Origin of the sequence: Ottowia sp. oral taxon 894, assembly GCF_001262075.1 — a bacterium.
GTDB lineage: Bacteria > Pseudomonadota > Gammaproteobacteria > Burkholderiales > Burkholderiaceae_C > Ottowia > Ottowia massiliensis.
In genome coordinates this window covers 1,542,369-1,568,786 of sequence record NZ_CP012073.1, presented here as the reverse complement: position 1 = coordinate 1,568,786, position 26,418 = coordinate 1,542,369, and the positions used below count along the sequence as shown (strand labels likewise).

28 protein-coding genes and 1 riboswitch are annotated in these 26,418 nt (G+C 66.8%); of the genes, 16 read left to right on the top strand and 12 right to left on the bottom strand.

The features are described from left to right. The first annotated feature begins 9 nt into the window (after positions 1 to 9). Positions 10 to 183 (top strand): hypothetical protein, encoded by a 174-nt coding sequence (locus ADJ79_RS14975; protein ID WP_172674039.1) that lies wholly within the window; start codon positions 10 to 12, stop codon positions 181 to 183. A 159-nt stretch (positions 184 to 342) separates the two neighbouring features. After that, on the top strand, positions 343 to 2,001 hold the full coding sequence (locus tag ADJ79_RS06740) for an MBL fold metallo-hydrolase (RefSeq protein ID WP_050716475.1): 1,659 nt from the start codon (positions 343 to 345) through the stop codon (positions 1,999 to 2,001). 84 nt (positions 2,002 to 2,085) lie between these two features. Here ADJ79_RS06740 and queF read toward each other — a convergent pair whose 3' ends face one another. From queF to ADJ79_RS14175, 6 genes are all read right to left on the bottom strand, one after another. Beyond that, positions 2,086 to 2,964 (bottom strand): NADPH-dependent 7-cyano-7-deazaguanine reductase QueF, encoded by an 879-nt coding sequence (queF, locus tag ADJ79_RS06735; RefSeq protein ID WP_050715319.1) that lies wholly within the window; start codon positions 2,962 to 2,964, stop codon positions 2,086 to 2,088. A 98-nt stretch (positions 2,965 to 3,062) separates the two neighbouring features. Continuing rightward, positions 3,063 to 3,845, bottom strand: a complete 783-nt coding sequence (yaaA, locus tag ADJ79_RS06730) for a peroxide stress protein YaaA (protein ID WP_050715318.1) — start codon at positions 3,843 to 3,845, stop codon at positions 3,063 to 3,065. Between the two features lie 438 nt (positions 3,846 to 4,283). Continuing rightward, on the bottom strand, positions 4,284 to 4,823 hold the full coding sequence (locus ADJ79_RS06725) for a dihydrofolate reductase (RefSeq protein ID WP_050715317.1): 540 nt from the start codon (positions 4,821 to 4,823) through the stop codon (positions 4,284 to 4,286). After that, positions 4,820 to 5,635: a thymidylate synthase gene (locus tag ADJ79_RS06720; RefSeq protein ID WP_050715316.1), complete on the bottom strand. Its 816-nt coding sequence runs from the start codon at positions 5,633 to 5,635 to the stop codon at positions 4,820 to 4,822. Before ADJ79_RS06720 ends, ADJ79_RS06725 begins: the two co-directional genes overlap by 4 nt. Before the next feature lie 56 nt (positions 5,636 to 5,691). Then, complete coding sequence (locus ADJ79_RS06715; RefSeq protein ID WP_102283428.1) at positions 5,692 to 5,952, bottom strand: cold-shock protein; 261 nt, start codon at positions 5,950 to 5,952, stop codon at positions 5,692 to 5,694. Then, on the bottom strand, positions 5,945 to 6,148 hold the full coding sequence (locus tag ADJ79_RS14175) for a hypothetical protein (RefSeq protein ID WP_156304064.1): 204 nt from the start codon (positions 6,146 to 6,148) through the stop codon (positions 5,945 to 5,947). Before ADJ79_RS14175 ends, ADJ79_RS06715 begins: the two co-directional genes overlap by 8 nt. On the opposite strand from ADJ79_RS14175, the gene clpS reads away from it, so the two are divergent. Both clpS and clpA read left to right on the top strand, forming a co-directional pair. Continuing rightward, entirely contained in the window at positions 6,147 to 6,509 is a 363-nt protein-coding gene (gene clpS, locus ADJ79_RS06710; RefSeq protein ID WP_050715314.1) for an ATP-dependent Clp protease adapter ClpS, read from the top strand. The two genes, ADJ79_RS14175 and clpS, sit on opposite strands and share 2 nt — an antisense overlap. A 75-nt stretch (positions 6,510 to 6,584) precedes the next feature. After that, complete coding sequence (gene clpA / locus ADJ79_RS06705) at positions 6,585 to 8,888, top strand: ATP-dependent Clp protease ATP-binding subunit ClpA (protein WP_050715313.1); 2,304 nt, start codon at positions 6,585 to 6,587, stop codon at positions 8,886 to 8,888. 233 nt (positions 8,889 to 9,121) lie between these two features. Here clpA and ADJ79_RS06700 read toward each other — a convergent pair whose 3' ends face one another. Both ADJ79_RS06700 and ADJ79_RS06695 read right to left on the bottom strand, forming a co-directional pair. Continuing rightward, a complete protein-coding gene (locus ADJ79_RS06700) occupies positions 9,122 to 11,197 on the bottom strand; it encodes a sensor histidine kinase (protein WP_371256790.1) in 2,076 nt (691 codons plus the stop codon). Beyond that, positions 11,194 to 12,042, bottom strand: coding sequence for a carbon-nitrogen hydrolase family protein (locus tag ADJ79_RS06695; RefSeq protein ID WP_050715312.1), 849 nt, complete (start codon positions 12,040 to 12,042; stop codon positions 11,194 to 11,196). Before ADJ79_RS06695 ends, ADJ79_RS06700 begins: the two co-directional genes overlap by 4 nt. Positions 12,043 to 12,411: 369 nt before the next feature. Here ADJ79_RS06695 and ADJ79_RS14170 point away from each other — a divergent pair, with 369 nt between their 5' ends. The 8 genes from ADJ79_RS14170 (at position 12,412) to ADJ79_RS06660 (ending at position 19,236) form a co-directional block, all read left to right on the top strand. After that, on the top strand, positions 12,412 to 12,603 hold the full coding sequence (locus ADJ79_RS14170) for a hypothetical protein (protein ID WP_156304063.1): 192 nt from the start codon (positions 12,412 to 12,414) through the stop codon (positions 12,601 to 12,603). Positions 12,604 to 12,610: 7 nt separating this feature from the next. Continuing rightward, positions 12,611 to 13,363 (top strand): zinc ABC transporter ATP-binding protein AztA, encoded by a 753-nt coding sequence (gene aztA / locus ADJ79_RS06690; RefSeq protein ID WP_050715311.1) that lies wholly within the window; start codon positions 12,611 to 12,613, stop codon positions 13,361 to 13,363. Further along, complete coding sequence (locus ADJ79_RS06685; protein WP_050715310.1) at positions 13,360 to 14,241, top strand: metal ABC transporter permease; 882 nt, start codon at positions 13,360 to 13,362, stop codon at positions 14,239 to 14,241. The genes aztA and ADJ79_RS06685 overlap by 4 nt, the downstream gene beginning before the upstream one ends. Positions 14,242 to 14,378: 137 nt before the next feature. After that, a complete protein-coding gene (locus tag ADJ79_RS06680; protein ID WP_050716473.1) occupies positions 14,379 to 15,347 on the top strand; it encodes a metal ABC transporter substrate-binding protein in 969 nt (322 codons plus the stop codon). 162 nt (positions 15,348 to 15,509) lie between these two features. Beyond that, positions 15,510 to 16,808, top strand: a complete 1,299-nt coding sequence (gene lplT, locus ADJ79_RS06675) for a lysophospholipid transporter LplT (protein WP_050715309.1) — start codon at positions 15,510 to 15,512, stop codon at positions 16,806 to 16,808. Continuing rightward, complete coding sequence (locus ADJ79_RS06670; RefSeq protein ID WP_253273794.1) at positions 16,805 to 17,707, top strand: DMT family transporter; 903 nt, start codon at positions 16,805 to 16,807, stop codon at positions 17,705 to 17,707. Before lplT ends, ADJ79_RS06670 begins: the two co-directional genes overlap by 4 nt. Positions 17,708 to 17,899: 192 nt before the next feature. After that, the gene (locus ADJ79_RS06665) at positions 17,900 to 18,904 is read left to right on the top strand and encodes a DnaJ C-terminal domain-containing protein (RefSeq protein WP_050715308.1); all 1,005 of its coding nucleotides are present in this window, start codon (positions 17,900 to 17,902) and stop codon (positions 18,902 to 18,904) included. A 14-nt stretch (positions 18,905 to 18,918) separates the two neighbouring features. Then, positions 18,919 to 19,236 (top strand): hypothetical protein, encoded by a 318-nt coding sequence (locus ADJ79_RS06660; RefSeq protein WP_050715307.1) that lies wholly within the window; start codon positions 18,919 to 18,921, stop codon positions 19,234 to 19,236. A gap of 248 nt (positions 19,237 to 19,484) precedes the next feature. On the opposite strand, the gene ADJ79_RS06655 is transcribed toward ADJ79_RS06660, so the two are convergent. Together ADJ79_RS06655 and ADJ79_RS06650 are read right to left on the bottom strand one after the other, a co-directional pair. Then, entirely contained in the window at positions 19,485 to 20,030 is a 546-nt protein-coding gene (locus ADJ79_RS06655) for a pseudoazurin (RefSeq protein ID WP_082203167.1), read from the bottom strand. A gap of 213 nt (positions 20,031 to 20,243) precedes the next feature. Continuing rightward, positions 20,244 to 20,543, bottom strand: a riboswitch (cobalamin riboswitch). Positions 20,544 to 20,848: 305 nt separating this feature from the next. Beyond that, on the bottom strand, positions 20,849 to 21,832 hold the full coding sequence (locus tag ADJ79_RS06650; protein ID WP_050715306.1) for a polysaccharide deacetylase family protein: 984 nt from the start codon (positions 21,830 to 21,832) through the stop codon (positions 20,849 to 20,851). A 148-nt stretch (positions 21,833 to 21,980) separates the two neighbouring features. Here ADJ79_RS06650 and ADJ79_RS06645 point away from each other — a divergent pair, with 148 nt between their 5' ends. The 4 genes from ADJ79_RS06645 to ADJ79_RS06640 all read left to right on the top strand — a co-directional run bounded on the left by ADJ79_RS06645 (position 21,981) and on the right by ADJ79_RS06640 (position 25,135). Further along, positions 21,981 to 23,399: a cytosine permease gene (locus tag ADJ79_RS06645; RefSeq protein WP_050715305.1), complete on the top strand. Its 1,419-nt coding sequence runs from the start codon at positions 21,981 to 21,983 to the stop codon at positions 23,397 to 23,399. A gap of 159 nt (positions 23,400 to 23,558) precedes the next feature. Continuing rightward, positions 23,559 to 23,717, top strand: a complete 159-nt coding sequence (locus tag ADJ79_RS14165; protein WP_156304062.1) for a hypothetical protein — start codon at positions 23,559 to 23,561, stop codon at positions 23,715 to 23,717. A 39-nt stretch (positions 23,718 to 23,756) separates the two neighbouring features. Beyond that, a complete protein-coding gene (locus tag ADJ79_RS14160) occupies positions 23,757 to 23,972 on the top strand; it encodes a hypothetical protein (protein ID WP_156304061.1) in 216 nt (71 codons plus the stop codon). Positions 23,973 to 24,169: 197 nt separating this feature from the next. Continuing rightward, positions 24,170 to 25,135: an alpha/beta hydrolase gene (locus ADJ79_RS06640; protein WP_050716470.1), complete on the top strand. Its 966-nt coding sequence runs from the start codon at positions 24,170 to 24,172 to the stop codon at positions 25,133 to 25,135. A 38-nt stretch (positions 25,136 to 25,173) separates the two neighbouring features. On the opposite strand, the gene ADJ79_RS06635 is transcribed toward ADJ79_RS06640, so the two are convergent. Together ADJ79_RS06635 and ADJ79_RS06630 are read right to left on the bottom strand one after the other, a co-directional pair. Further along, entirely contained in the window at positions 25,174 to 25,551 is a 378-nt protein-coding gene (locus ADJ79_RS06635; RefSeq protein ID WP_050715304.1) for a DUF4298 domain-containing protein, read from the bottom strand. Positions 25,552 to 25,566: 15 nt separating this feature from the next. Beyond that, positions 25,567 to 26,418 carry a RimK family alpha-L-glutamate ligase gene (locus ADJ79_RS06630; RefSeq protein ID WP_156304060.1) on the bottom strand — a complete coding sequence of 284 codons (852 nt, stop codon included), beginning with the start codon at positions 26,416 to 26,418 and terminating at the stop codon, positions 25,567 to 25,569.

Sequence of the window (26,418 nt, the reverse complement as noted above, 5' to 3'; positions counted from 1 at the left end):
CTGACGTGAATGCGCCGCGTATGCATTTTTACCGCGATATTCAAGCGCTGCCGCGCCCTGCCCTCCCAGCAGCGCGCTGCACAGGCGTTGCCATCAAGCATGCTCTGGCGAAGCGGATTTTGTCTCCTGAATCCGTCTGCTGATGCTTTTTCTTATGATTTAACCAATCTGGCCGCAGGCTGATTTTCAAATTCAGCCGTCTTGAGTATCTTCATTGGTAAAAAAGCATTGGTTCATTGATTTTCAGAAAATAAATGAACCCTGTCCTTTCCAGGAATATGCTTGATCAGCCCAGGCGGCCATGCCGCCGCTGCCAGCTCCAATAATGGAAAAGAAGTCGTCATGCCCCGCTCCAGCCAGCTTCTGTATCCGGCCCGCCCGCCTGCCGAGCCTCAGGCTGCGGCCTGCCTGCTTTTGCTGCGCGACGGCCCGAAGGGCCTTCAAGTGCTGCTCACGCAACGCTCCGCCCAGGCGCGGTTCGCGCCCGGCGCCTACGTTTTTCCGGGCGGCTGCGTGGATGCAGACGATGCCCTTCTGCCCGCTGCCACCCGCCCCCGCCAGCAGGGGCATGCGCTGACAGCCGCGCTGGCTGCCTTGCGCGAAACCTTTGAAGAAATGGGCGTGCTGCTGGCCCGCCGCCCTGACGGCCTGCCTGCCATAGCGCAAGACGTGGCCGGGCTGGAGCGCCACGCCCCGCTGGCGCCCCAATGCCAGGCGCGAGGGCTGAAACTGGCAGCGTGCGAGCTGTTTCTGCTGGCGCGCTGGATCACGGGCTGCGACTGGCCGCGCCGTTATGACGTGCCTCATTTCGTGGCCCGCATGCCATCGGGGCAGCGCCCCCAGGCGGATGGACAGGAGCAGCTCAACGCCCAGTGGCTGACGGCCAGCGCCGCGCTGGCCCGGCATGCCGCAGGCCGCCTGCCGCTCATGTTTCCCACGCTGAAAACACTGGAATGGCTCCGGGGCCAGCCCAACGTGGCCGCCGTGCTGGCCGCTTGCACAGGCGAGGCTCCTTTGTGGACGAGCTGCCCGCGCGCGGTCCGCCGGCAGGGACGGATTGCGCGCTTCATGGAACACGAGCTGCCCTTTGGCGAGCTGGCGCTGGTCTGCCCCGATGGGCAAGGCGAGCACGAAATTGGCTGGCAGCACGAAAAGCCCGTGCCCCTGCTGCGCAATGTGCGGCGGCTGACGGCGGCCAACTCCGGCTTCATGACCGGGCCGGGCACCAACAGCTACCTGGTGGGCGACGCTACAGCAGGTTTCATCGTGATCGACCCCGGCCCGGCTGATGAGGCTCATGTGCAGCGCCTGTGGCAGGCCGCTGGCGGGCAGGTGCGCGCCATCATCTGCACTCACTCGCACCCCGACCACGCTCCTGGCGGCTGGCTGCTGCAAGCCATGTGCTCCAAGCAAGTGCCCGTGCTGGGCCTGCCCTCGTCGCCGCAGGGGCGCCCAGACAGCGCCTTCACCCCCGACCGGGCGCTGTATGACGGCGAACGCCTGCAACTGGCAGGCGAGCAAACGCACACCCTGCGCGTCATCCACACCCCCGGCCACACCGCCAACCACCTGTGCCTTGTGCTGGAGGAAGACGGCTTGCTTTTTTCAGGCGACCACATTCTGAGCGGCAGCACCACCGTTATTGACGCGCCCGATGGCGACATGACCGTTTATCTGGCCTCGCTTGACAAATTGGCCGCCGCTTGCGCCGCCTATGGCGCGAACTTCATCTTGCCGGCCCACGGTCACGTGCTGCATGAAGCGCAGCAGGCCATCGTCCGCCTCAAGGCCCACCGGCTGGCCCGCGAGGCCAAAGTGCTCGCCGCCATGCGCCAGCGCCCCAGCGGCACGCTCGATGACTGGCTGCCTCTGGCCTATGCAGACGTTCCTCCCGAGGCGCATGCCGCCGCCCGCAAGTCTTTGCATGCGCACGTGCAGCGCATACGCCAGCTGGATTTGCTGCGCGAAGACGGAGCCAGCGCCTGGCGGCAGGCCGCGTAGTTGCATGGGAAGGGTTTGACGCCCAGCAGGCCCTGGCTCAATTCCTCGCGTTCCCTGCGTTCCGGCCCGTGCTTGCTGACCGGGCTACTGCCGCGCCGTGCGCGCGCTGGCAGGCGCGGCCTGCGGGTGGCTGGCGCGCCAGGGGTTGATGTCCAGCCCGCCACGGCGCGTGTAGCGGGCCTGCACCATCAGCCGCGCAGGGCGGCAGTGGCGGGTGATGTCCATGAAGATGCGCTCCACGCAGTGTTCGTGAAATTCGTTGTGCTCGCGAAAGCTCACCAGGTAGCGCAGCAGGCTGGCCTGGTCGATTTGCGGGCCGCTGTAGGCAATTTGCACGCTGCCCCAATCGGGCTGGCGGGTGACGGGGCAGTTGCTCTTGAGCAAATGGCTGGTGAGCGTCTCCTGCACGGGCTGCTCGTCAAAAGCGGCGGTGAGCAGCTCCGGCGCGGGCGGACCGTAGCGGTCGCAGGCAATGTCCAGCCTGTCCAGGCACAGGCCCGCCAGCTCCTGCATGCGCTCGGTGCCAAAGTCTTCGGGCAGCGTCAGCCGCACGCCTGCGCCCGCCTGCATGGCGCCGCCGTGCCAGATGGCAGCGTTCACGTCGGCCAGCAGGCGCTCACGCACTTCATCCGCGCTGGCAAAGCGCGTGCCGTTGTAGCCGTTCAGATAGAGCTTGAAAGACTTGCTTTCGATGATGTGCGTGCTCTCGCACGGCACCGTCACATGCGCCAGCGCCACCTGCGGCTTGCCGCGCGTGTTCAGCCACGAGAGTTCGTAGGCCGTCCACACATCCGCCCCCACAAAAGGCGGCTGCCCGGCCAGGCCCAGCTCCGCCCGCTTGGGCGCGCGCGGCAGCGGCTCCAGCAAGCTGGCGTCATAACGGTCAGGGTAGTGCGTGGCCTTGCCCAGCAGGGTGCCCGCCAGCGCAGCGGCGTGTTCGGTCAGGGGAGAGCGGTCTGGCATGAAAGAAAGCTCCGGTTACTCTGTTTTTGATAGCGGCCTGCGCCCATTCCACGGGGACTTGCGGCCGATTAGCCATGAAATTGGGCCATGAAACTAGGCTATGAAGGCTGGCGGCGAAACACCAGCTGGCTGGCACTGGAAGCGGCAGCATCCAGCGCATAGCCCTCTTCGTCAAAGCCCCGCAGGGCTTCAGGCGTGGCGGCCTGCCGTTGCACGGCCCAGCGGGCCATCAGGCCACGGGCGCGCTTGGCGGCAAAACTTTCAACCCTGTACTGCCCGCCACGGTATTGCTGAAACACGCACGTCACCACGCGGGCGCGCAGCGCCTTCTGATCCACCGCCCTGAAATACTCCTGCGAGGCCAGATTCACCACCACCGGCTCCGCCTCGCCTTCTTGCGCCAGCCGCTCGTTCAGATACTGCGCAATGCGGCTGCCCCAGAACTGGTAAAGATTGCCGCCAGCGTCCGTGGCCAGCCGCGCGCCCATCTCCAGCCGGTAGGGCTGCATCCAGTCCAGCGGCCTGAGCACGCCATACAGCCCGCTCAGAATGCACAGGCGCTCCTGCGCCCAGGCCAGCTGTTCAGCGCTGAGCGTGCGCGCCTGAAGGCCGCCGTACACGTCGCCATCAAACGCTATCACGGCCTGCCGCGAGTTGCTGGCCGTGAACACGGGCGACCATGCCTCGTAACGCGCCACATTCAGCGCCGCCAGCTTGTCAGAAAGCCCCATCAGGCTGGCCACCTGCTGCGGCGAAAGCTGCCGCAGCTTCTCAATCAACTGCGCCGCCTGCGCCGCAAACTGCGGCAGCGTATGCGGCAGGCCGGGCGGCAGCGGGGTTTGGTAGTCCAGCGCCTTGGCTGGTGAAAGAAGAAAAAGCATGGAGCGATTGTGGGGGCGCGCCGAACAGGGCGCCAAGTTTCGGGTTGGCAGCAAACCAGATCCCCCGGTCCTGAATGCCAGCTGAAGGCACCACCACAGCCAGCAGCAGCCCCATCGGGTGATGGCCAGGCGCTTGCGTCATCGCTGCCCCCTTTTGGGACGGGCTTGACCGATTGAGAGTCGAAGATGCCCACGCAGAAACTTGGCCCGCCTGCCCGCTTGCCCGCACGGCAATGCGCGCCACTGAAAACCAGTTCAAAGCCTGGCCGCGAGGCATGAAAAGCGGGATTTAGCTCCTTATTCAATAGCAATACGTCCTAGTGGAAAGAGCGCAGGATCTATTTTCCGAGCCACTGAATTTGCTCCTCTTTTTGAATCATGAAACGCGCCGAGGCGACATGGAGTGCATTTCGGGCGGGCCGGACGCTGGCGCCGGGTTCAACCGCTGCGCCTGACGTAGCGCACAAAGCTGAAGGGCAGGCCGCTGGCGGCGGTGTGGCTTTCGCGGCTGGCTTCGCGCCACTGGGCCGGGTCCAGCGCGGGGGCGAAGGCGTCGCCTTCAAAGTCGGCGTCGATTTCGGTGACGAGCGCCTCATCGGCCAGCGGCAGGGCCAGGGCATAGATTTGCGCGCCGCCAATGACCCAGGCGCCCGCTTGCGGCGGGCACAGCGCCAGCGCTTGCGGCAAGCTGGCGGCAGGCCGTGCGCCCGGGGCGCTCCAGCCCGGCTGGCGGGTGATGACGATGTTCACGCGGCCCGGCAGGGGGCGAAAGCGCGGCGGCAGCGAATCCCAGGTTTTGCGGCCCATGATGACGGCGCAGCCTGCGGTGGCCTGCCTGAAGTGGGCCATGTCTTGCGGCAAATGCCAGGGCAGCGCGCCTTCGCGGCCTATGACGCGGCGGCGCGCTTGCGCCCAGATCAGGCCCAGGCGGGCCGGCCTGGCCTGGGTTTGGGGCTGGGCATTGGTTTCGGCGCTCATACGGCCACGGGCGCCTTGATGGCGGGATGGGGCTGGTAGCCGGTGATTTCAAAGTCGCCGTATTCGTAGTCGAACAGCGAAGGCGGGCGGCGCAGCAGGCGCAGAGTGGGCCAGGGGGCGGGCTGGCGGGCCAGTTGCTCTTGCACTTGCGCGAAATGGTTGTTGTAGATGTGGCAGTCGCCGCCGGTCCAGATGAAGTCGCCTGGCTGCAAATCGCACTGCTGGGCCAGCATATGGGTGAGCAGCGCGTAGCTGGCAATGTTGAAGGGCACGCCCAGAAAAACATCGGCGCTGCGCTGGTAAAGCTGGCAGCTCAGGCGCCCGTCGGCCACGTAGAACTGAAAGAGCGCGTGGCAGGGCATGAGCGCCATGCGGTCCAGATCAGCCACATTCCAGGCGCTGACGACGATGCGGCGTGAATCGGGCGTGGTCTTGAGCTGCTGCACCACTTGCGCGATTTGGTCAATGTGGCGGCCATCGGGCGCGGGCCAGCTGCGCCACTGCACGCCATAGACGGGGCCCAGATCGCCCGTTTGCGGATCGGCCCATTCGTCCCAGATGGTCACGCCCCGCTCTTGCAGCCAGCGGGCGTTGCCGCTGCCGCTCAGAAACCACAAAAGCTCGTAGATGATGCTTTTGAGGTGCACTTTCTTGGTGGTGATGAGGGGAAAGCCCTCTTGCAGGGCAAACCGCATCTGGTAGCCAAACACGCTGCGCGTGCCGGTGCCGGTGCGGTCGGTTTTGGCCGTGCCATGCGTGTAGACATGGCGCATGAAGTCTTCATAAGTGGAGCGGGTGGCGGTGGCAGTCATGGCCGGTGATTGTCAGGCCCGCCACCCGCTGTTTCCAGACTCAGGGCCTGTTGGCTTCAGGCCGCTTCAGCTTCGACTTCAGGGTTGCTGCTGCGGGCCGTGCGGATGCGCAAAGCCAGCAGGCCTTTGGGGCCTTTTTCCAGCGCGAATTTCACGCGCTCGCCTTCCTTGAGCGTTTTGAAACCCTCCATTTCAATGGCCGAAAAGTGGGCAAAGGCGTCAGGGCCGCCGCCATCAGGCTCAATGAAGCCAAAGCCTTTTTGATTGTTGAACCATTTGACGGTGCCGTCGGACTCACCCAACACATTGTCAGACACGTGATAACTCCTTTTCTTGATGAGGTTGCTGCCGTTTACGGCCCCATTTTGGAATTGATTTTTTTAATGTCAAGTGTGAATACGGTGTATTACGTGTTTTTTCTGAAAATTTTCTGGCCTGGCTTGCATGGCGTGGTTTTACGATCATTTGGAGCAGGCCGCGTCCGGCCCCTGCGCCGATAGAATGACTTCTCATGGCTTCGCTTCCCTCCTCCCGTCCCCCTGATTCTCCTGCCGGCCCCCAGCATGACGAAGGCGGCGGGGTGGTGCTGGAGCGTGCGCCCTCGCGCGTGCAGCCTCCGCCCATGTATCAGGTGGTCATGCTCAATGACGACTACACGCCCATGGAGTTTGTGGTTGTGGTCTTGCAGGAGTTTTTCGGCAAAGACCAGGCCACGGCCACGCAGATCATGCAAAAGATCCATTTCGAGGGCAAAGGCATCTGCGGCGTGTATTCGCGCGATGTGGCCACCACCAAAGCCGCACAGGTGCAAGATGCGGCCCGCCAGGCAGGCCACCCCTTGCAATGCGTGGCCGAGCCTGCGGGGTCTGGTTGAAAGCGCCCGCCAGCGGCCCCATGTCGGGCTGCATCCGCACACACCCGCTGCTCTCGCAGCAAGAAAGGACACACCATGATTGCCAAGGAACTGGAAGCCAGCCTGCACATGGCTTTTGTCGAGGCGCGCAAGCAGCGCCATGAATTCATCACGGTGGAGCACCTGCTGCTGGCCCTGCTGGACAACCCCAGCGCCGCCGAAGTGCTCACGGCCTGCGCCGCCAACGTGGAAGAGCTGCGCGCCTCTCTTTCAAGCTTCATCACCGACAACACCCCGCAAGTGGCGGGCGAAGGCGAGGTGGACGCGCAGCCCACGCTGGGCTTTCAGCGCGTGATCCAGCGCGCCATCATGCACGTGCAGTCCACGGCCAGCGGCAAGCAGGAAGTCACGGGCGCCAACGTGCTGGTGGCCATCTTTGGCGAGAAAGACTCGCACGCCGTCTATTTCCTGCACCAGCAGGGCGTGACGCGGCTGGACGCGGTGAACTTCATCGCCCACGGCGTGCGCAAGGACGAAGCCGACGCCGAAAGCGGCGAAGCCGCTGCGGGCGCTGACGGCGCCGCTCCTGAAAAAAACGAAAAGCAAACGCCGCTGGAGCAATACACCGTCAATCTCAACCAGCAGGCGCGCGAAGGGCGCATTGACCCGCTCATTGGCCGCGAGCACGAGCTGGAGCGCACCATTCAGATTCTTTGCCGCCGCCGCAAAAACAACCCGCTGCTGGTGGGCGAGGCAGGCGTGGGCAAAACCGCCATTGCCGAAGGGCTGGCCTGGCGCATCACCGAAGGCAAAGTGCCTGAAGTGCTGGCCGGCTCCGTCGTTTACGCGCTGGACATGGGCGCGCTGCTGGCGGGCACCAAATACCGGGGCGACTTCGAGCAGCGCCTCAAGGGCGTGCTCAAGAGCCTGCGCGACAAGCCCCACGCCATCCTCTTCATTGACGAAATCCACACGCTGATAGGCGCGGGCGCGGCTTCCGGCGGCACGCTGGACGCCTCCAACCTGCTCAAACCGGCGCTTTCCAGCGGGCAGCTCAAGTGCATTGGCGCCACCACCTTCACCGAATACCGGGGCATTTTTGAAAAAGACGCGGCGCTTTCGCGGCGCTTCCAGAAAGTGGAAGTGCCCGAGCCTTCCGTGGCCGAAACCGTGGAAATTCTCAATGGCCTGCGCCCGCGCTTTGAGGCGCATCACGGCGTGGTTTACGCGCCCGCCGCCCTGCAAGCGGCCGTGGAGCTGGCTGCGCGCCACATCACCGACCGCCACCTGCCCGACAAGGCCATCGACGTCATCGACGAAGCCGGCGCGGCCCAGCGCATCCGCGCGCCCGAGCAGCGCAAGCAAACCATCGACCGCAGCGAGATTGAGGCCATCGTCGCCAAAATCGCCCGCATCCCGCCCGCCAGCGTCAGCCATGACGACCGCAGCAAGCTGCAAACGCTGGAGCGCGATCTCAAATCCGTCGTTTTCGGGCAAGACGCCGCGCTGGAGGCGCTGGCTGCTGCCGTCAAGGTTTCGCGCTCGGGCCTGGGCAAGACGGACAAGCCCATCGGCTCCTTCCTTTTCAGCGGCCCCACCGGCGTGGGTAAAACCGAAGCGGCCCGCCAGCTGGCCTACATCATGGGCGTGGAGCTGCAACGCTTTGACATGAGCGAATACATGGAGCGCCACGCCGTCAGCCGCCTCATTGGCGCGCCTCCCGGCTACGTGGGCTTTGACCAAGGCGGCCTGCTGACCGAGGCCATCACCAAAAAGCCGCACTGCGTGCTGCTGCTCGATGAAATCGAAAAAGCGCACCCCGACATCTTCAACGTGCTGCTGCAAGTGATGGACCACGGCACGCTGACCGACAACAACGGCCGCAAAACCGACTTCCGCAACGTCATCATCATCATGACCACCAACGCGGGCGCCGAAACCATGAACAAAGCTGCCATCGGCTTTACCAACACCCGCCAGGCGGGCGACGAAATGGCCGACATCAAGCGCCTGTTCACGCCCGAATTCCGCAACCGGCTGGACGCCATCGTCAGCTTCAAGCCGCTGACAGAGCCTGTCATCTTGCGCGTGGTGGACAAATTCCTGCTCCAGCTGGAGCAGCAACTGGCCGAAAAGAAGGTGGAAGTCACCTTCACCGACCACCTGCGCCAGACGCTGGCGAAAAAGGGCTTTGATCCGCTCATGGGCGCGCGCCCCATGCAGCGCCTCATTCAGGACACCATCCGCAAGGCGCTGGCCGACGAGCTGCTCTTTGGCCGCCTCGTCAATGGCGGCCGCCTGACGGTGGACCTGGACGCCGAGGGCAAGGCCGTGCTCGACATCACCCCGGCTTCTTCCGGCGGTGCGCCCGCCGCCCTGCCGGAAGCGGTCGGCTCCTGAGCGTGTGAACGCAAACTGCCTGCAAATCACATCAAAAACAGGAGCAAATATGGGCAGCTGAAATGCCGCCCTGCGCAGATTCCACTAGGACATCATGCTATGGATAGAGGAGCGAAATAAGGCCCTGCGCATGAAAGCGGAACGGAGGGCATGGAAAAGGGAGCGCCGCCGCTCCCTTTTTTCATGCCCGCATCCTTGGGGCGCTGGCTTTGGGCGGCGCAATGCCTTGCCGCTCAATGGAAATCGGCCATTTTTTGGATCGCTCCATCTTCAAACGGCTCCGCCTGCCCGGCCACAGCCACTGGCAGGGTGAATGAAAACACCGTTCCCTGCGGTTCGTTGGCTTCGTGCGTGAGCGTGCCGCCGTGCTGCTCCACCACGGTGCGGCACAGCGGCAGGCCCAGGCCCATGCCTTCGCTCTTGGTCGTGAAAAAGGGCGTGTACAGGCGCGGGGCCACGCCGGGGGCGATGCCGCAGCCGTGATCGGCCACGCTGAAGATCACTTTGTCGCACGAGAGCGCGAGGCGGGCCGAAAAGCGCAGGCTGCGCAGCGGCGGGGGGGTGCCGCTCATGGCCTGGATGGCGTTGCGCGCCAGGTTGAGCAGCACTTGCTCCACCATCACCTGGGCACACCACACGGGGGGCAGGTCATGCGGCACGTCCACTTCCACCATCACGTTCTGGCGATCGGCGTGCAGGTGAACCAGCGGCAGGATGGCTTGCACCAGCGCCTGCGGGGTGATGTTCACGCGCTGGTCGCTGCCGCGCCGCACGGCCAGGTGCACGCTGTGGATGACTTGTCCGGCGCGATTGGCCTGTCCGGCGACGCGGGTGAGGGCGGTGCGCAGATCGGCCACGATGGCCGCGTCCTGGCCGCCGTGCAGCTGCTCCAGCAGGTTGAGCGAGCCGGTGGCGTAGCTGGAGATGGCGGCCAGCGGCTGGTTCAGCTCGTGGCTGAGGTGCGAGGCCATTTCGCCTGCGGCGGCCAGGCGGGCGGTGGCTTGCAGGCGCTCCTGGCTGTCGCGCGTCATCTGCTCGATGCGGCGCTGCTCGCTGACATCCATGACCACGCTCATCCAGCCGATATGGCGGCCGTCGTGCGTGACCAGCGGGGCGTCGAACACGAGCACGGGAAAGCGCGTGCCGTCCTTGCGCTGGTAAATGGCTTGCTGGCCCTCTTCCGTCTTGCGCCACAGGCCCGAGAGCCACTGAATCTGGTGCTGCGCGTATTCGGCGGCCAGCTCCGGCGGCCAGTAGGGCGCGGGAATGCCGGTGCCCAGCAGTTCGCTTTCGTCGCAGTCCACCATTTCGCAGAAGGCGGGATTCACATAGACGATGCGGCCTTGCTGATCGCGCGCGCGCAAGCCCACCATGAGCGAGTCTTCCATGGCCTTGCGCACGGCCAGCGCCTCGGCCAGCGCGCTTTCGGCCCGCTGGCGGCGCGCGTGGTCATAGGCCAGCAGGGTGAGCACGGCCAGCAGCGCCAGGGCGAGACCGGCCAGCAGGGCGGTCATTTCGCTGCTCAGCAAGCTGGCGGCGGGGCGGCGGCTGTCCATGCGCAGCACCAGGGTGGCGCCCGGCAGATCCAGCACGCGCTGAAACGAGATGGTCCGGGAGCCATGCCGCACCACGCCCGCCACGGCCAGGCGCGTGCCGTCCGGCTCGGTGAACGACACCTGGTGGCGCCGCGTGTAGGCCGTGTCCACCATGTGCGCCAGCATGGCGCTGAGCGAGTAGGCGGCCACCACGTAGCCGCGATCGACGGGCACGCACAGGGGCATGACTTCGTGGCCCGCGCCGCCGCCGTGCTGCGGCATGAACAGGCTGGGCGCGTAGGCGGGGCCGTTCAGGCGCTCCGCCGTCACGCAGGCGGCTTGCGCTTCGGCGGCCAGGCTGCGGCCAGGCGGGTCCAGGCGCGCGTGCCAGGGGCTGGTTTCGCTGGCCACGGGCCTGAGGCGGCTGTCCAGCCAGTCCAGCTGAAGCCATTCGCGGTGGCTTTGCAGCAAGGGGCGGGCGTGCAGCGCCCAGCTCGCCGGATCGGCCTGCGACAGATGCAGCCCTTGCAGGATTTGCGCGTTGTGCGACAGGGCGCGCCCCAGTTCGATGGCGGCGTCTGTGGCGTCGCGGGCGAGCGCGCGCTGGGCGCGCTGCTGGCCGTGCTCGTGCGCCAGCCAGATCAGCGCGCCCAGCAGGGCCGCCAGCAGCGTCATCAGCAGCAGCCACAGCCCCCAGCCGCGCGGCGAGAGGGCCGCGCGCTTGTGCCAGGGCAGCTCCCGCGTGGGGGTGGAGAGAAAGGCAAAGTCGCTCACAGCACGCGGTGCGCCAGGGCGGGCAGGCTGGCGCGGCAGGCCGCCGTGTGGGCGGCGTCCAGCTCGGCCAGCGCCACGCCCGCGCCTTCGGCCTGCATGGCCAGCACCTGCCCCCAGGCGTTGATCAGCATGCTGTGCCCCCAGGTGCGGCGGCCGTTTTCATGCGTGCCGCCCTGGCCGGGCGCGATGACGCAGGCCAGGTTTTCGATGGCGCGCGCGCGCAGCAGCGTTTGCCAGTGCGCCTGCCCCGTCACCCAGGTGAAGGCGCTGGGCGCCAGCAGCAGATCGGCGCCCTGCGCCGCGTAGTGGCGGTACAGCTCGGCAAAACGCAGGTCGTAGCAGACGGACAGGCCCACGCGCCAGGTGTGCCCGTCGCGCGAGGGCAGATCGAACAGCGCCGGCTTGAGGCCCGCTTCCAGCGTTTGCGATTCGTCGTAGGCGCGCTGGCCGTCATTGAAGCGGAAAAGGTGCATCTTGTCGTAGCGCGCGGCGCAGCGGCCTTCGGGCGAGAAAACCAGCAGGGCGTTGAACGCGCGCGCATCCGCGCCTGCTTCTGCGCCTGCTTCTGCGTCTTCGCCCCGCGCGCGCAGCGGGATGGTGCCGCCGGCCAGCCACAGCCCCAGCCGCCGCGCCTGGCCGGCCAGCCACTCTTGCAGCGGCCCCTGGCCAAACGGCTCGGCGATGAGCAGCTTGTCGGCATCGCTTTGGCCAAACAGGCAGAAATACTCCGGCAGCACGGCCAGCTCCGCCCCGGCGCGGGCGGCCTGCTCCAGCAAGGCGGCGGCAGTGGCGAGGTTTTCTTCCACGCGCGGCGTGGAAACGGTCTGGATGGCGGCAGCTTTCATGGCAGCGTTTTCAAGGCGAAGGTTCGCGAGAAGGTTGCAGGTTCTGGGACTGTTGACGCCGGAAGGCGGGCATAGCGGCGATTCTGGCGAAAAACAGGCCATGAAACGGGCCAAATAAGCCGCAAGCCCTGATGGAATCAGCGCGGACAGCTATTGTTTTTGCAACACCCAGGCCGCCCGGGGCCGCGCTTTTGATCCTCACGTTTTAGCCCTCACGTTTTGCCCCCCCGCGTTTTGGCCCTCACGCTTCGGCGCCTGCGGGCCATATGCGGGTTACACGATAACGGCGCGGGTATCATCCGCGCCTCTTTTCCGCTGGCAGCGGCCTGCCTGCGCCGCTGGCGCGGCGGCCCGAAGCGCCCACGATTCATGCCCGCTCCTGTTCCCGCCCAGGCCGCGTCTTCGGCCCCGCCCCCGCCGGATTCATTGCCTCATCCATTGCCTGCCACGCCTGCCGCCAGCTTGCTGCTGGCTTCTGCCGCGCGGCGGCTGCTGTGGGCGCTGCTGGCGTGCGCGGGGCTTTGGGGGCTGCTGGCCTGGGCCGTCTCGCCCGTTCAGTGACCCGGCCATGACGGCAACAGGCATGACGCCGCGCATCACCCTGCATGAGCTGACGCTGGGCTATGAAGGCCGCGTGGCGCTGCAAGATGTGTCGCTGACCATCGAGCCGGGGGCGCTGCTGGCGGTGGTGGGGCCAAACGGCGCGGGCAAGTCCACGCTGATCAAGGCGCTGGCGGGGCTGCTGGCGCCCTTGCGCGGGCGCATGGAAGGGCTGGCTGGCGCGCGCGTGGCCTACATGCCGCAGCAGGGCACGCTCGATCGCAGCTTTCCGGCCACGGTGCTGGAGCTGGCGGCGCTGGGGCTGTGGCACGAAACGGGCGCGCTGGGGCGGCTGACGGCGGCGCAGCGCGCGCGCTGCCAGGCGGCGCTGGTGCAAGTGGGGCTGGGCGATTTGGCGCAGCGCCGCCTGCACGAGCTTTCAGGCGGGCAAATGCAGCGGGCGCTGTTTGCGCGGCTGCTGCTGCAAGACGCGCCGGTGCTGCTGCTCGATGAGCCTTTCGCCGCAATGGACGAGCGCACGTGCCAGGATTTGCTGGCCCTGCTGCGCGGCTGGCAGGCGCAAGGCAAAACGGTGCTGGCCGTGCTGCATGACCTGGCGCAGGTGCGCCAGGCTTTCACGCAAACCTTGCTGCTGGCCGGGCGCGTGCTGGCCTACGGCCCCACGCAGTCGGTGCTCACGCCGCAAAACCTGCTGCGGCTGCGCATGCCCGATGGGTCTGGCGAACCAGCCGGCATGGCCTGCCAAGGGGCCGCGCCATGACGCCCGCCGCTGCGGATGCCAGCCTGTGGGCGCTGCTGGCCGGGCCGTTTCTGGAATTCGGCTTCATGCGCCGGGCGCTGGCCGGGTGCGTGGCGCTGTCGCTGGGCTGCGCGCCGGTGGGCGTGTTCCTGCTTTTGCGCCGCATGAGCCTGACGGGCGACGCCATGGCGCACGCCATCCTGCCCGGCGCAGCGGTGGGCTACCTGCTGGCGGGCCTGTCGCTGCCGGCCATGACGGCAGGCGGCGCGCTGGCCGGGCTGCTGGTGGCCGTGGCCTCGGGCGTGGTGGCGCGCTCCACGGTGCTGCGCGAAGACGCGAGCATGGCCGCCTTCTACCTGCTCTCGCTGGCGCTGGGCGTGCTCATCGTCTCCACGCGCGGCAGCCATGTGGATTTGCTGCACGTGCTCTTTGGCACCGTGCTGGCGCTCGATGACGCGGCGCTGTGGCTCATTGGCGGCATCACCGGCTTCACCCTGGCGGCGCTGGCGCTGCTGCTGCGCCCGCTGGCCGCCGAGTGCATGGACCCCGGCTTCTTGCGCAGCGTGTCGCCGCGCTGGAGCGCCGCCGCGCATTACGGCTTTCTGGCGCTGCTGGTGCTCAACCTGGTGGCGGGCTTTCACGCGCTGGGCACGCTCATGGCCGTGGGCATCATGGTGCTGCCGGCCGCCAGCGCCCGCTTGTGGGCGCGCAGCCTGGGCGGCCTGCTGGCGCTGGCGGCCGGCATGGCGCTGGCCGCCAGCGTGGCGGGGCTGCTGCTGTCGTATCACCTGGATTGGCCCGCCAGCCCCGTCATCGTGCTGTGCCTGGGGGCGCTGTATGCCGCCAGCCTTGCGCTGGGGCGGCATGGCCTGTGGCGCGGACGGGGGGAGCGGTTCTGAAAGCCTTCAATTCGCTCTTTAATCAATAGCATGAAGTCCCCGTATTCATTGCGACAACTGCGTTTTATACCCCTCTGAATTTGCTCCTCTTTCTGATGATTTCTGGCTTCTTTTCACGCTTCAAAGGAATTCCTCTCATGAAACCCCTTGCGCCTTCCGCCCTGATCGCCGCCGTGCTGCTGGCCGCCGCGCCCGCCCATGCCGGGCAGGAAGAGCCGCCGCTGCGCGTGGTTGCCAGCTTCAGCATCCTGGCCGACTTGGTGCGGCAGGTGGGCGGCCCGCAGGTGAGCGTGCAGCCGCTCGTGCCCGCTGGCGGCGACGCGCACGTTTACCAGCCCACGCCCGCCGACGCGCGCGCGCTGGGGCGCGCCGATCTGGTGTTCGTCAATGGCTTGGGCTTTGAAGGCTGGATCGACCGGCTGGTGCAGGCCGCCGGCTACAAGGGCGCGCTCGTGGTGGCCACGCAGGGCATCGAACCCATTGCCAGCGAAGAAGGCGGCGAGGGCGGCGGCCACGAGCATGAGCACGGCCATGATCACGAGCACGGCCACGGTCATCACGATCACGCCCACGGCGGCCAGGACCCCCACGCCTGGCAGAGCGTGCCCAACGCCATGCGCTACGTGCGCAACATTGCCGATGGCCTGTGCGCCGCCCGCCCCGCCAACTGCCCCGTCTGGCGCGACAACGCCGCGAAATACCTGGATGAACTCACGCGGCTGGACGCCGGCATCCGTGCCGCCTGGCAGGGCGTGCCGCCCGCGCGGCGCAAGGTCATCACCTCGCACGACGCCTTTGGCTACTACGCGCGCGCCTACGGCGTGCAGTTTCTCGCGCCGCAGGGCGTCAGCACCGACAGCGAGCCTTCCGCGCAGGACGTGGCCCGCCTCATCCGCCAGATCAGGGCCGAAAAAATCCGCGCTTTGTTCGTCGAGCAGCTGGCCAGCCCGCGCCTGCTGGAGCAGATTGCGCGCGAAACCGGCATCCGCCCCGCTGGCGCGCTGTATTCGGACGCCCTCTCGCCCGCAAACGGCCCCGCCGCCACTTACGTGGACATGATGCGCCACAACACCGCCGCGCTGACGCAGGCCGCCAAGGGCGAATGAAGGACGAATGAGGGCTGCGCTCCGTTTTTCAGCCGCTTTTTTGCCGTCTTTCCCACGGGCCGCCGCGCAGGGGGCGCGTGATATAACCCGCCGCATTTTTTTCCCACGCAAACAGGCGGTTCCCTTGACACAACGACAGGCGCGCCCCGCGCACGCAGCTTCATGAAGCGGGGCTTTTACACCATCATGGCGGCGCAGTTTTGCAGCTCGCTGGCCGATAACGCGCTGTTTGTCGCGGCGGTGGAGCTGCTCAAGGCCGATGGCGCGCCCGAATGGCAGGGCGCGGCGCTGGTGCCGATGTTTGCGCTGTTTTACGTGGCGCTGGCGCCGTGGGTGGGCGCGTTCGCCGATTCGCAGCCCAAAGGGCGCGTCATGTTCATCAGCAACGCCATCAAGATTGCGGGCTGCCTGATGATGCTGTTTGGCAGCCACCCGCTGCTGTCTTACGCCGTGGTGGGGCTGGGCGCGGCGGCCTACTCGCCCGCCAAGTACGGCATCCTGACCGAGCTGCTGCCGCCTTCGCAGCTGGTGCGGGCCAACGGCTGGATTGAGGGGCTGACCATCTGCTCCATCATCCTGGGCGTGCTGCTGGGCGGGCAGCTGGTGGGGCCGGCGGTTTCGCAGTGGCTGCTGCAAATGCCCACCGCGCAAACGCTGGGCCTGGGCAGCGCGCCGCACGCCGCCATTGCCGCGCTGACGCTGGTGTACGTGCTGGCGGCCTGGTTCAACCTGCACATTCCGAAAACAGGCGTGGAGATGCACCCCATGCCGCGCAACGCGCTGGCGCTGCTGCCCGATTTCTGGCGCTGCAACGCGCTGCTGTGGCGCGACAGGCTGGGGCAGGTGTCGCTGGCGTCCACCACGCTGTTTTGGGGCGTGTCGGGCAACATGCGCTACATCGTGCTGGCCTGGGCGGGCGCGGCGCTGGCCTACGGCACCACGCAGGCGGCCAGCCTGGTGGGCGTGGTGGCGCTGGGCACGGCGGCCGGGGCGGTGCTTGCTTCCGTGCGCGTGCGGCTGGACAAGGCGCCGGGCGTGATTCCCCTGGGCATCGTCATGGGGCTGCTGGTGGGGGCGATGGTGTTCGTGCGCCACTTGTGGGTGGCCGTGCCGTTTCTGATCGCGCTGGGCGCGCTGGGCGGCTACATCGTGGTGCCCATGAACGCGCTGCTCCAGCATCGCGGCCACAACCTGATGGGCGCGGGCCGCTCCATCGCCGTGCAGAACTTCAACGAGCAGGCGTGCATCCTCGGCCTGGGCGGGCTGTACAGCCTGGCAATGGGGGCGGGCATGTCCGTCTTTTTGGCGCTGGGGCTGTTTGGCGGCCTGGTGGCGGCGGTCATGCTGGGCATCTGGCTCTGGCATGCGCGCAACCTGCGCTGCCACGGCAGCGAAGTGCAGCGCCTGCTGCAAGCGGCCCGCAGCGACCGCCACAGCAGCCACGGGGGCCAGGGGCAATGAAGTCCGCCCCGGCGCCAGTGGCGCGGCCCGCCAATGCCGCGCTGCCCGCGCTGGTGCTGCTGTTCAACGCCTTCATCTGGGGCACTTCCTGGCTGCCCTTTCGCGCCCTGCGCGAGCACGGCTCGCACCCCTTGTGGAGCACCGTGTTCGTGTATGTGTGCGGCGTGGCGCTGTTTCTGATTTGGCGGCCGCGCGTGCTGGGCGAGCTGGCGCGCCATCCCAAGCTGGCCGCGCTGGCCCTTGCGGCGGGGCTGACCAACATTTGCTTCAACTGGGCCGTCACCGTGGGCGACGTGATGCGCGTGGTGCTGCTTTTTTATCTGATGCCCGCCTGGTCCATCCTGCTGGCCTGGGCGCTGCTGGGCGAGCGCCCCACGGCGGGCGCGCTGCTGCGCCTGGCGCTGGCGCTGGCGGGCGTGACGCTGGTGCTCAAAAAACCCGGCGTGGCCTGGCCCTGGCCCGAAAGCCAGGCGGACTGGCTGGCCATCGCCGGGGGCTTTTCCTTTGCCTTGACAGGCGTGCTGCTGCGCCGCTGGCGCGGCACGCCCGCCACGGCGCGCACCTTCGCCATGTTTCTGGGCAGCGCCATCGTCTCCGCTGGCGTGGCGCTGGCCGCGCAGGCCGCCCATCTGGCCGCGCCGCCCGCCCTGGCCAACTGGGCCGGCTGGCTGCCCTGGGCGCTGGGCCTGACGGCGGCGCTGCTCACGGGCAACATGGCCCTGCAATACGGCACGGCGCACCTGCCCGCGCAAACGGCCTCGCTCATCATGCTGGCCGAAGTGGTGTTCGCCAGCGTCTCGTCCGTGGCGCTGGGCGCCGCTGCCATTGCCACGGGCACGCTGGCAGGCGGCGCCATGATTCTTTCCGCCGCCTTGCTGGCCGTGCTGATGCGGCGCTGAAGCGCCTTCCGCCCACTATTGAAACCATAGCTGCGAGTCCAGTCTGCACGGGCGCAAACGGCCCATTTGATGCTGAATCCAGGCGCGGGTCTCACGGGCAGGCGGGGCTTGCCGCGCAGACGACAATCAGGCCCGTTTTCCCGCAGGGCCTTTCGCGTTGAAACCCCTTTTCCCAACTCCATGTAGAAAGCCATGCAATTCAAGGACTACTACCAGATCCTGGGCGTGGACAAAAGCGCCAGCCAGGACGACATCAAAAAAGCCTACCGCCGCCTGGCCCGCAAATACCACCCCGACGTGAGCAAAGAGCCAGACGCCGCCGCCCGCATGGCCGAGGTGAACGAGGCCAACACCGTGCTGGGCGATGCCGAAAAACGCAAGATTTATGACAGCGTGGGCGCACAAGCCTGGGCCGCAGGCGCGCGCTCCGGCGACGACGTGCGCCCGCCGCCCGGCTGGAACGCGGGCTTTGGTTCAGGTTTTGGCGCGGAAGGCGGTGCGGGCGGCTTTCACCACTTCACGGGCGATTTTTCAGGCTACACCGGCGAAGACGCAGGCCAGTTCAGCGACTTTTTCGAGCAGATGTTCGGCCAGGCGCGCCAGGCCCGGGCCGCCCGCGCATCCGGCCCGCAAAAAGGGCGCGACGAACACGCCCGCATCGAGCTGGACCTGGCCGACGCCTACCACGGCGCCGAACGCCACATCACCCTGCGCGGCAGCCGCGTGAACGAAAAAGGCGAACTTCAGTCCGCTGACCGCACGCTGCGCGTGAAAATTCCGCAAGGCGTGAAAGAAGGCCAGCTCATCCGCCTGGCCGGGCAAGGCCATCCGGGCCTGGGCGGCGGCGAAGCGGGCGACCTGTTTCTGGAAGTGCGCCTGCGCCCCGATGAACGCTGGCAAGTGCAAGGCCGCGACGTCACGCTGAAAGTGCGCGTGGCCCCGTGGGAAGCGGCGCTGGGCGGCAGCATCGAAATCACCACGCCCGACGGCAAGGCCATCGCCGTCACCGTGCCCGAAGGCAGCGGCCACGGGCGCAAACTGCGCCTCAAAGGCCGGGGCATCCCGTCAGCCACTGCGCCGGGCGATCTGTATCTGGAGCTGCAAGTGGCGGTGCCCAGCGCCGTGACCGAGCCGCAAAAAGCCGCCTGGGCCGCCTTGCGCGACGCCTACCCCGGCTTCAATCCGCGCCGAGCCTGAAGGAGAGAACACGCATGCAAACCCTTTTTGACGACACCCTTGCCAGCGCCGCCCAGCTGCTGGCCGATGACGCGCTCGACCCGCAAACCCTGGCCGGCGGCTGCCACATGACGCTCGAGTGGGTCAGCGCCCGCGTGCAGGCCGGCGTGCTGGAGCCGGTGAGCGGCGACAGCGCCGCCACCTGGCGCTTTGCCAGCGCCGCCCTCACCCGCGCGCGCCGCATCGCCCACCTGGAGCGCGCCTTTGACGCCGACCCCCAGCTGGCAGCGCTTGCCGCCGACCTGATGGAAGAAGTGGCCCGCCTGCGCCGCCTGCTGCCGCAGGCCGGATAAAGCGGCCGCCCCGCCTTGGGCCTCAACCCTTTTCCCAAGCCGCAGCCAGCGTGGGCGGCTGAAAGGCGGGGCGGAGCTTTCAGCGCAAAAACAGGAGCAAATGCAGAGGGGCAAAAATACCGCATGGCGCAGCCTCCATCGTGACCTCAAGCTATGGATTCGGGAGCAAATATGGTGCTGGCCTTCCGGCCATTTCCGTGCCCCCCTTTTTCACTGCCGCCTGCTGCTCTTTTTCACCCGCGCGCGGCTCACTTGCCAGCCTGCTGGGTGCGGGCGGCAATTTCGTGAAAGCGCTTTTGCGCGGCGGCGGGCACTTCGGGCGGAATCTGCATTTGCTGCGGGCCGGGGCCGTCGCCCACGCGGATGAGCATGACCATGCCCATGGTGTAGTGCGGCATGCAGCGCACGCCGTAGAGGCCCGGCTGCTCGAAGGCCACCTCGATTTCCTCGTTGATCTTGCCCGTGAAGGACGGCGCGCCCTCGGGAGCCATGCCGGGAATGGAGGCAGCGTTGTGACCGTTGTGAACGGCGAGAAATTTCACCTTGTCGCCAGGGGCGATGTGCAGATAGTCCGGCTCGAAGGGCATGGGGCCGGTGGCGTTGCGGTTGAGCATCTTCACTTCCCAGGTTTTGGCCCAGGCGGGCGCGGGCGCATGCGCGGCGCAGGCCAGCGCGAGGGCCGCGAAAGCGTTGAAAAGCCAGCGCGAACGGCGATGGAAATGGCGGCGGGAATGACTGTGGATGAGGCCACGGGCGGACTGCGCCGCAGAGGCCGGGGGTAGAGCGTGGAACATGCGCTGATCTCCTGGCCGCCCGCTTCTCCCGCGAGCGGCATGGGTTGCCAAAAGGCAGCGCAGGCGGGAGCAAAAGCGCGGTCAGGGCCGGGCAGCGCGAAAGTCATGCGAGACGGCGGCGCGGTAAACGGCGCGCGCCTTGCGGCATGGCTGGTGCATGGGCCTTGGCCGGCCAGCCGCACGCCCGCAGCCGCCGACGGAAAGGCTTGAGGGCAGGCCGGTATCCGGGCTTGCGGACCGCCGCAGGCGGCACGCGGCTTCTGGCGAAGGCGCGCCTGGCTTGCTGCGAGGCCCCGGCCTTCCCGCGCCAGCCCTGAATGGCTCAGGGCAAGAAGCGCAGTGGCTGCCGCGCGCGAGGGGCGCGCTGGCTGTCGGGGTTTGGTTTCCGCTGACCGTTGCGGGGGCAGCGCAGGCTTTGCGGCCCGGGCGCATGCCGTTGCGGCATGGCCTGAAGACGCGCACCTGCTTCCCGTTTAACCCTTTGACCGCAAGAAAGCAGCCTTGGGGCACCTGTCAAGCTGGCCGCCGCCCTTTTCGCATGCGATGGCGCATGGGAGCAAGGCGGCGGCCGGGGGCGATTGTGGCGCAGCGCGGCCCGCCACCAGGCGGCGCCAGCGCCTGCGCGGCGGTATTCGCTTCAGAAAAAGAAGCAAATTAAAGGGGTAGAAAACAGCGTTTGCGCTCTTTCCACTAGGACATCACGCTATGGATTCAGAAGCAAATTGACGTTTCTCTTTCCGCCGCCTGTTGCGCTGACGGCCGTGACAGGCACAAAAAAAGCCTGCCGGGAGAGGGCAGGCTTTGGTGGCGGGGGCGGCTCAGCGGTTGGGCCGGTCGGCCGGGGTGGCGGGGCGGGGCACTTGTTCGATGAATTTGCGGGCGATGGCGTCGCGGCGCATGAAGACGGCGTCTTTCTTGGACTGCGCGTAGCGGATGAATTCGGCCAGGCCGTTGGCGCGGGCGGGGTTGCCGGTGATGCGCGGGTGCAGGCCGATGGACATCATGCGGCCGCAGTCGTCGCCGTCGTCGAGCAGCTGGTCAAGCGTGCGCGAGGCCATTTCCACGAAGTCGGAGGCGGCGGCAAAGCCGGTGCCCATGATGTAGCGGCAGTCGTTGGTGACCAGCGAGTAGGGCACGATGAGGTGGGATTTGCCGTTGATGAAGGTCCAGTGCGGCAGGTCGTCGCCGTAGTAGTCGGAGTCGTAGAGAAAGCGCCCGTCTTCCACGAGCAGCTCGCGGGTGTTGACGGACATTTCCCGGCAGTACCAGCCGCTGGGCTGGCGGCCCAGGGTTTTCTGGAACGAGTCCATCGCCAGGTTGATGAGGGCTTTTTCTTCTTCGCGCGAGTATTCGTAGTGGTCAATCCAGCGGTAGCCGTGGCCGACGACTTCGTCGCCGCGTTCGTTGAGCTTGCGGGCGACTTCGGGGTTGCGCTCCAGCGCCACGGCAGCGGCAAAGAAGGTGGCGGGCACCTGGCAGCGGTCGAAGATGCGCAGCAGCCGCCACACGCCGGCGCGCGAGCCGTATTCGTACATGGATTCCTTGGCGAGGTCGCGCTGGTCGTCCACGTTGAAGGGCAGCTCGTACATGCCGTCATTCATGTGGTCGCCCATGGCGAAGGTTTTTTCGGAGCCTTCTTCGTAATTGACGACGATGTTGATGGCGACTTTGGCGCCCCCGTCCCAGCGGATGCGGGGCGGGCGCTCGCCGTAGCCAATGATTTCGCGCTCGGGGCCGCTGACGCCGGGCAGGTCGTCGTTGCGGTACCAGTGGTTTTTGGCGATTTGTTCCGGGCTGGGCATGGCATGGGCCTTTCTCTGTGGGTGGAAACAGCTGGATTCTAGGAAGCGGAGAAACGCCAATCACATTGTGAATACCCACAAGTTACAAGAGGCCATTTTGGGCGCAAGATGCTGTGCTTTGCAACGCCATTTCGCAAGGAGTGAAAAAGTGTCTGATCTGCCCGCAGCCGGCGGCCGCCAGGAGCCGCAAGGCAATGAGGAGTTCATGCTGGAGCCGGTGCCGCGCGGCGCGCGCCGCTCTTGGTGGGCCATGTTCGCCATCTGGGTGGGCTTTGGCTATGTGCCCACGGGGCTGATCGTGGGCGGGCAGCTGGCGGGCCAGGGCGGCCAGCCGGGCATGCCGTTTGGCCAGGCGCTGCTGGCCATTGCCACGGGCGAGGGGCTGCTGCTGGCGCTGACTTTTCTGCTGGGTTACGCGGCCATGCGCACGGGGCTGAATCTTTCGCTGATTTCGCGCATTTCCTACGGGCGCAAGGGCATGGTGCTGCCCATGCTCATCATGGCCTGCCTGACGCTGGGCTGGTTCGCTTCCATCACCGGCATGGTGGGCGACATTTTCAAGGCGGCGCTGGGCGATGTGACGGGCGTGACGGTGGTCAATGGCCTGTCGCTCGAATACGTGCTGCTGTGCCTGCTGTGGGGCGCGGTGTTCACCTATTCGGCCTGGCGGGGCATTGCCGCGATCGAGAAGATTTCGTCGGCGGCCACGCCCTTCGTGCTGGTGGTGGCCGTGGTGGTGGCCGTGATGATGGTGGGCGAGGCCGGCGGCATGGGCGCGGTGCTGCGGCAGGCGGCCACGCGCTCGGGCATGACGCCCGGCACGGCCGTCACAGTGCTGATTGGCGCGTGGATTGCGGGCGTGATCATGGGCGTGGACATCTTCCGCTACGCGAAAAACGCCGCGCACGTGCTGGTGGGCGCGGCGGCCTGCTTCGTGCTCACCAATCCGCTGCTCAACGTGGTGGGCTACCTGGGGGCGGTGGCCACGGGCAATTCGGACTTCATCGCCTGGATGGTGCAAAAGGGCGTCATCCTCACCGTGCTGGGCGTGGCGCTGTGGGTGCTGGCGCTGTGGACGACCAATATGTCCGAGCTGTACTGCAACGCGCTGTACGTGGGGCCTAGCGCCGAATCGCTGGGCGCGCGCTGGCCGCGCGGGCGCATTGTCATCATCGTGGGCGCTCTTGGCTCCGTGCTGGGGGCGCTGGGCTTTTACAGCCATCTTTTCGGGCACTTCATCACCATTTTGGGCGCGGCCTTCGTGCCGCTGGCCGGCCCCATCCTGGCGGACTTTTACTTCGTGCGCCGCGCCGAATACGCCACGGCCAACCCCAACGACATGCCGCCCGTGCGCTGGCCCGCCATCCTCTCATTCAGCGCCGGAGCCGTGGCGGGCGTGGCGTTCCAGTACAAGCTGCCGCTGCCGTTTGACTTTCCGTCAGGGCTGGCGGCGCTCATCATCACGTTCGTGCTGCACCTGTCGCTTTCCAAAGCCATGGCCAGGCGGCCCGAACAGCGCCAGGTGGTTTCACCAGGCTTTGCCAGCCCAATGGCCGAGCGGAGCTGATCCCCTAAAAAAGGAGCAAATTCAGAGACCTGAAAACTGGCGTTGCGCACGTTCCACTAGGACATCATGCTATGAATCAAGGAGCAAAATCATCCTTTCTACTCCGCTTTCCCTCCCGTTTCGGCATGGCGCCAGCGGGCAGGTTGCGGCTTGCCGCTCATGCATGAAAAAACCGGCATCGGCCTTGCCCCGCTGGCGGCGCAACGAAAAATGGCCCATCCGCCATTTTTCATTTGCAGACAACGCCTGCCTGCGGCATGGCAGAAGGCGAATGGCATGCCGTTGAAGCGGATTTTCAGACTGCGCGGCGGCCCATGATTCGCAGGCGGGCAGGCATTGCGCCTGGCGCGGCTGGGAATGGGTTTTCACTCATACGGGCCAGACGGTGCGCGCCGTGAAAAGAAAGGAAAAATACGGCGCGGCGAATTCAAGCTTGCGCCGTCATTTTTTGCTCCTGCTTTGGCAGCTGCCAGCGCAGGAGGGCTGCGCGCCAGGGCTGTTTATGGAATGGAAGGTCTGCTCTTCTTTTTGATGCCCTGCGCCTTGCCGAATGGCGTGCGGCCTGGCGGTTGAGCGCCATTTGAAAACCAGATAATCAAAATAAGATGCAACGCAATGATGGCCCGCCGGTTTCACACATCGATTTTTGGCAGGCAAATCATGCCGAAAATCGCCTTATCCATTGTGCAGACATGAAATCCGCCGAATGCAAAACGCATTATTCTTCCGGCCTGCAATCGCCCGCTTCATTTGCCTGCCGGAACCGGAAAATGCTGAAATTCTTGCCCGCTCTTTTTCTGCTGGCGGCCACGGCCGTTTTTGCCGCGCCGCCCGAGCCGCCGGTCAATAACGAAATCAGCCGCCTGGCCGACACCCGCGTGCTCACCAGCGAGCATGAGGGCTACGCTTTTCACCGTTTTGATTTGAATGACGAAGACGGCCGCCCGCACCGCGTGTTTGTGGCCGTTCCGAAGGCCGCGCCGCCTGAAGGCGGCTTTGCCGCGCTTTATGCGCTGGATGGCAATGCGCTGCTTGAATTTCTGCCCGCCGCCCGCCTGCGGCCGCCGCTGGAGCAGCTGCCACTGCTGGTGCTGATCGGCTATCCGACCGAGCGGCGTTTTGACACCGCCGCCCGCGCCTGGGACTACACCCCGCCCGGTCCGCAAGGCCAGCCCCTGCCCGATCCGGTGGCAAAGGAGCGCGTCAATGGCGGCGCGGCGGCGTTTTTGCGCTTCATCGAGCGCCAGGTCAGGCCGCGCGTGGAGCAGCTGGCGCACACCGATGCGCGTCGGCAGACGCTGTGGGGGCATTCATATGGCGGGCTGTTCGTGCTTTACACCCTGCTGAATCAGCCGCAGGCGTTCACGCGCTATATCGCCGCCGATCCCTCGCTGTGGTGGCAAAAGGGCCTGATGCTGCAATACGCGCAGCAGGCGCTGGAGCGGCTTGAGCGCTCCGCCTTCAGCGGCCGGTGGATGCTGATTCAGAAAAGCGGGCGCGCCGATGACAAGCGGCCCGCCAACGCACAGCAGGCCGCCATGCTGGCGCGCCGCGAGGAAATGACCCGCGCTGTGCCGCCTGAAGCGGCGGCGCAGCTGGCCCAGCGCCTGGCCGAACATGGCTTGCGCGCCGATTACGCCGCCTTTGCCGGTTTGACGCATGGCGGCTTGCTGGCCGAGTCGTTCAAGCAGGCGCTGGGGCAGGCGGCGCAGCCGGCGCTGCCGCAGGAGAAATAGGCGGGAAAGAGGCGGGAAAGAGGCGGGGGCGTCCAGAGTCAGCCTTCGGGCGGGGCCGCGTCCGGGGTGTCTTGTGCTTCGCTTTCGCCCCAGCGGTCCAGGTCTTTCATGGCCAGCCGCATCCAGGCCCAGGCCAGGTTCTGGCGCTCGCCGAAGGCGTCGTAGAGCGCGTCTTCGCTCATCACGCTGTATTCGCCTTCGGTGCGCAAATCAACGGGCAGGCCCGCTGAAATGGCCTGGTTCAGGGGGCCGTATTCCTGCTCGTAAAAGTCTTCCAGCTGGCGCATGAGGCCGCTGGCCTGCCGCCATTGCCGCTGGGCGGCTTGCAGCGCGGGCAGCAGGCGCAGCCACTGGCGGTAGAGGGACTGGATTTCGTCGATGCGCCGCTGGGCTTGTTGAAGGTCAGGGGAGGGCATGTTTTCTTCCGGTTCTCAGGATGCCAGTCTGCTTGCCAGCGCGGCGGCCAGCTCGCGCGCGAAGGCGGGGCGCAGCTGGGGGTAGAGCGCGGGTTCGATGAGTTCGACTTCGTTGATGGAAAAGCCGCATTCGCCGCTGCCGCCTTCGCTGATGAGGCCGTCCACGCGGGCGTAAAGCGGCGGCTCGGGCAGGCAGCGCAAGGCGGCTTCGGCGCAGGCCAGCCATTCCGGGCGGGGCGTGACGGACTCGATTTGCGCCCCATAGGCGGAGTTGGCGCGCCACTCGCCGGGCGCGAGGCGGCGGCGCGCGGCGTGCGAGTAGCGCCCGGCCAGGTAAATGAGGCAGACCTCGCCGAAGCTGGCCTGCACGAAAGGTTGCAGCAGCGCGCCTTGCGGGTAGCTGGCCAGCGCAGGCGCTTCGCCTTCTGCCAGGCGGCGCACGCCGCGCCCGCTTTGGCCAATGAGCGGCTTGACGACCGGGCGCGGCCAGCCGCATTCGGCCACGCGCCGCGCCCAATCGGGCGCGTGCTGCGGCAGCAGCGCCAGGCTGGGGGTGACGGGCAGGCCGCGCGCGGCCAGCTCGCACAGGTAGCGCTTGTCCATGTTCCACAGTTGCAGCGCGGGCGGGTTGAACACGCGCGCGCCTGCGGCTTGCAAGGCGCGCAGCCAGTCGCGAAAAGCGTCCGGGGTTTCGCTGTAGTCCCATGCGGCCAGAGGCAGCACGGCGGCAGGAGAAGGCTGGGCGGCCAGGGCGGCGGGGCGGATGTCCTGCCAGGGCGCGAGCGTGGCGCGCAAGGCGGCGGCCAGCGCTTGCAGCCCGGCGTTGCCCTGCGGCCAGTCGCGGCAGGTGGCGATGTAGGCGTTCAT